The organism is Mesorhizobium sp. (genome assembly GCF_004962925.1).
GTDB lineage: Bacteria > Pseudomonadota > Alphaproteobacteria > Rhizobiales > Rhizobiaceae > Mesorhizobium.
This window is the reverse complement of record NZ_SUEO01000118.1, coordinates 15,649-19,834: the sequence shown is the minus strand read 5'-3', so window position 1 is coordinate 19,834 and position 4,186 is coordinate 15,649. Positions and strand designations below refer to the sequence as shown.

At 63.5% G+C, this 4,186-nt stretch carries 4 protein-coding genes; 3 read left to right on the top strand and 1 reads right to left on the bottom strand.

Going from position 1 to position 4,186, the window contains the following annotated elements:
• Positions 1-941 (top strand): FAD-binding oxidoreductase (locus E5W87_RS21695; protein WP_292402014.1); only part of this gene is annotated, 941 nt, incomplete at its 5' end.
• 184 nt (positions 942-1,125) lie between these two features.
• Positions 1,126-1,695 carry a DUF6101 family protein gene (locus E5W87_RS21690; protein ID WP_292402012.1) on the top strand — a complete coding sequence of 190 codons (570 nt, stop codon included), beginning with the start codon at positions 1,126-1,128 and terminating at the stop codon, positions 1,693-1,695.
• Between the two features lie 183 nt (positions 1,696-1,878).
• Here E5W87_RS21690 and ubiA read toward each other — a convergent pair whose 3' ends face one another.
• On the bottom strand, positions 1,879-2,862 hold the full coding sequence (gene ubiA, locus E5W87_RS21685; RefSeq protein WP_292402022.1) for a 4-hydroxybenzoate octaprenyltransferase: 984 nt from the start codon (positions 2,860-2,862) through the stop codon (positions 1,879-1,881).
• A 161-nt stretch (positions 2,863-3,023) separates the two neighbouring features.
• Here ubiA and purD point away from each other — a divergent pair.
• Positions 3,024-4,186, top strand: a 1,163-nt coding sequence (gene purD / locus E5W87_RS21680; protein ID WP_292402018.1) for a phosphoribosylamine--glycine ligase, incomplete at its 3' end; no start/stop codon positions are given.

The following is a 4,186-nucleotide window of genomic DNA, read 5'->3' as shown; positions in this document are numbered from 1 at the left end:
CCTATGGCAATGCGCGTGAGCTCTGCCTCGGCGTCGAGGTGGTGCTGCCGACCGGCGAGGTCTTCGACGATCTGCGCAAGCTGAAGAAGGACAACACCGGCTACGATCTGAAGAACCTGTTTGTCGGCGCCGAGGGCACGCTCGGCATCATCACCGCTGCCGTGCTCAAGCTTTTCCCCAAGCCTAAGGGGCGCGAGGTGGCGTTTGCAGGCCTGTCCTCGGCCGAGGCGGCGCTGTCTCTGTTCAGCCTGGCGATGGACCGTGCCGGGGCCGCGCTCACTGCTTTCGAGCTGATCGGACAGAGGCCCTATGACTTCACGCTTCTGCACGCGCCGGGCACCGTGCGGCCGCTGGCCGAGGATTGGCCATGGTATGTGCTGGTGCAAATCTCGTCGGGGCGCTCGGCGGAGGATGCGAGAGCCCTGATCGAGGAGCTGCTCACGGCCGGCCTCGAACAGGAAATCGTCGGCGATGCGGTGATCGCGGCAAGTTTCGCCCAGGGCGATGCCTTCTGGAATTTCCGCGAGGTGCTGCCCGACGCACAGAAGCCCGAAGGCGCCTCGATCAAGCATGACATCTCGGTGCCGGTGGCGGCTATCCCGCAATTCATCGAAAAGGTGGCCGGCGCCGTGCAATCGGTTAGCCCCGGTGCGCGCGAGGTCTGTTTCGGCCACATGGGCGACGGCAACCTCCACTACAATATTTCGCGACCGGTCGGCGGCGATGACGAAGCGTTTCTCGGGCTCTATCACGCCATGAACAAGGCCGTGCACGATGTCGTGCGCAACTTTCACGGCTCGATCTCGGCCGAGCACGGTATTGGCCAGCTGAAGCGGGATGAATTGATCGCGACGGCGCCGCCGATGGCGATCGAGCTTATGCGCAGGGTGAAGACGGCCTTCGATCCGGCCGGCATCATGAATCCCGGTAAGGTTATCTAATCCTTTCGATGTTTTGTGAATGGTCGCATTCCGATAACCATCCCCCTGAGATCAGCAAAATTTAACCGACTTTCTTAAGCGCTGCGATAAGAAGCCCGCGCTAATGTTTCCCCACAACGAGGCTGGAAAAACCAGCCCGGAGAACCGGAAGACCGGCTCTCAGGAGAGACAGGAAAGGCACAATATGAACACTGGACTGAAGCCAGTCTGGGCCGGGCGCAATATGCGCCTCGACCCATTCCGCCTGCCGCAGGTAGTGAGCTACGCCACGCGCGACGACTATGGCGACGTTACCTTCACCATCGACCACCGTGGCGCCGTCATTCGCCGCATGCTGGAGATGAGCGGCGTGCCGGCGATCATCGCTCTGCCCGCCAACGCATTTCGCGGCGTGGCCGCCCGCGCGATGGAGGATCCGGATGGCAATGTCACGGTGACATTGGAGCTTCTGCACAATGATCCGATGCTGTCGGTGCCGTTGCTGGTCGCCGACGATCTCGAGGATGTCGCAGCCGACTGGCGCGCCTGGGCCGACGCCTATCGTCTGCCGATGCTTCTGATCGAATCCGACGGCGTCGCCCGCACGCTGGAGGAATCGCTAGGCGCCGCAATCAAGACATTGCCGGCGCAGGACCGTCGCAAGGGTCGGATTTCGAACACGCGCCGCCCGCGCTTTCTCGCCCGCCGCAGGGCCGGCGATCTCGGCCTCAGGCTGGTCATCGGCGGCAAGGAAATTATCTCGCGCGACGAATAGCGCATGTCGCGCAAAAGTCCGTTGAAACGTGATGCGCTTAAGGGTGTGTTGAGATTCAGGTTAGGCCGAGCCGAAAATGGTGGCTTCCGAGAACCGGAGCGGAGCGTACTTTTGGGTACGTGAGCACCGGAAGCGCAGGAAGCCGCCGTTTGCAGGCCGGCATCACCTGAATGTCGACATCGCCTAAACCAACGGCTTCAGCGCCACCCACACCGCGCCGCCGATCAGGCCAAGGAAGACCAGCCAGCCGACCTGGTTGTTCGACCTAAACAAAAGCATGCACTGGTCCGCATCGTCGATGTCCAGCCTTGCTACTTGCCGCGCCATATGGGCACCGGCGGCGATAAGCCCGGCCAGCGCCGGCACCGGCGCCTGCGCCGACGCGAAGGCGATGGCGAAGCAGACCAGCGCTCCGCCATAGAGCCCGACGAGCCAGGCCTTGGTGTTGTCGCCGAACAGGCGTGCGGTCGAGCGCACGCCGACGATGGCATCGTCTTCCTTGTCCTGATGCGCATAGATCGTGTCGTATCCAATCACCCACAGGATCGAGCCGATATAGAGCATGACGGGCGGGCCATCGAGATCGCCGAACTCGACCGCCCATCCCATCAGCGCACCCCAGGAGAAGGCAAGGCCGAGAACCAGTTGCGGCCAGTTGGTAAATCGCTTCATGAATGGGTAGACAGCGACGACGGCGAGCGAACAGATACCGAGCAGGATGGCGAAGCTGTTGAACTGCAAAAGCACGGCGAGGCCGATCAATGCCTGGACGGCGAGAAACGCCCAGGCCTGCCGGCGTGTGACCTTTCCCGAGGGCAACGGCCGCGAACGCGTGCGTTCCACCTGATTGTCGATGTCCTGGTCGACCAGATCGTTATAGGTGCATCCGGCGCCGCGCATGGCGATGGCGCCGATCAGGAACAGCACGAGATACCATGGCGCCGGCAGCAGAGAGAGCAGCGGGTCGCCGGGGCGCGGGTAGGCGCTTGCTGCGAGGGCTGCGGACCACCAGCACGGCCACAACAGCAACTGCCAGCCGATCGGCCGGTCCCATCGGGCAAGCTGCGCATAGGGCCACAGCCAGCGTGGCAGAATGCGGTAGACCCAGTGGCCGCTCGGCGCATCGGCGACGCGGCCCTGGGCTGTTTTCGACTGGACGGTTTCCATCGTGCTGGAGTGGCAGCAGAGGCGAACGCCGTCAAGCGTCATGCCGGGCCGACCATTCCCGTTCCCGTGTGGAATTGCTCTCAAAGTCTCCCAAATGTCTTGACCCATCGTCCGAGGCGCAATAGCGCAGTCCTGATCGTGGAATGGCAAGGGATGTGGGCATGCGTGTTTTATTGATCGGCTCCGGCGGCCGCGAACATGCCCTGGCCTGGAAGATCGCGGCTTCGCCGCTGCTGACGAAGCTTTACGCGACCCCCGGCAACCCGGGTATCGGCCGCGAAGCCGAGCTGGTGACGCTAGACATTGCCGATCATGCGGCGGTGGCCCGGTTCTGCATAGAGAAAAAGATCGATCTCGTCGTGGTCGGGCCGGAAGGGCCGCTGGTCGCCGGCATTGCCGACGACCTCCGCGCTGAAAACATTCGCGTCTTCGGCCCGTCCAAGGCTGCGGCGCGGTTGGAAGGCTCGAAGGGTTTCACCAAGGACCTTTGCGCGAAATACGAAATCCCGACCGCTGCCTATGGCCGTTTCGGCGACCTGGCGTCGGCCAGGGCCTATGTCGAGAAGATGGGCGCGCCGATCGTCATCAAGGCCGACGGCCTCGCCGCCGGCAAGGGCGTCACCGTCGCCATGACGTTGACCGAGGCGCTGGCAGCACTCGAAGCCTGTTTCGACGGGTCTTTCGGCCAGGCCGGTGCCGAGGTGGTGGTTGAGGAGTTTCTCACCGGCGAAGAGGCGAGTTTCTTTTGCCTGTGCGACGGCGCCACCGCGCTACCGTTCGGCACCGCGCAGGACCACAAGCGTCTCAGTGACGGCGACATCGGCCCGAACACCGGCGGCATGGGCGCCTATTCGCCGGCCCCGGTGATGACGCCGGAGATGATCGACCGCACGATGCGCGAGATCGTCGAGCCTACCATGCGCGGCATGGCCGAACTTGGCGCGCCGTTTTCAGGCGTGTTGTTCGCCGGCCTGATGATATCAGACAAGGGGCCGAAGCTGATCGAATACAACACCCGTTTCGGCGACCCGGAATGCCAGGTGCTGATGATGCGGCTGAAGGACGATCTTTTGGTCCTGCTCAACGCTTCTGCCGACGGCCAGCTTGCGCATATGTCAGCGCGCTGGCGCGACGAGGCGGCGCTCACCGTGGTGATGGCGGCCAGGGGCTATCCCGGCACGCCGGAAAAGGGCTCGGTCATTCGCGGCGTCGAAGAGGTCGCGAGCGATGGCGTCGAGATCTTTCATGCCGGCACCGCCATCAACAGCGGCGCGCTGGTCGCCAATGGCGGTCGTGTGCTTGACGTCACGGCTGTCGGCAGCAC

Coding starts and splice junctions, on each gene's coding strand:
- E5W87_RS21690 (WP_292402012.1), top strand. CDS start 1,126: ATGAACACTGGACTGAAGCCAGTCTGGGCCGGGCGCAATATGCGCCTC.
- ubiA (WP_292402022.1), bottom strand. CDS start 2,862: ATGGAAACCGTCCAGTCGAAAACAGCCCAGGGCCGCGTCGCCGATGCG.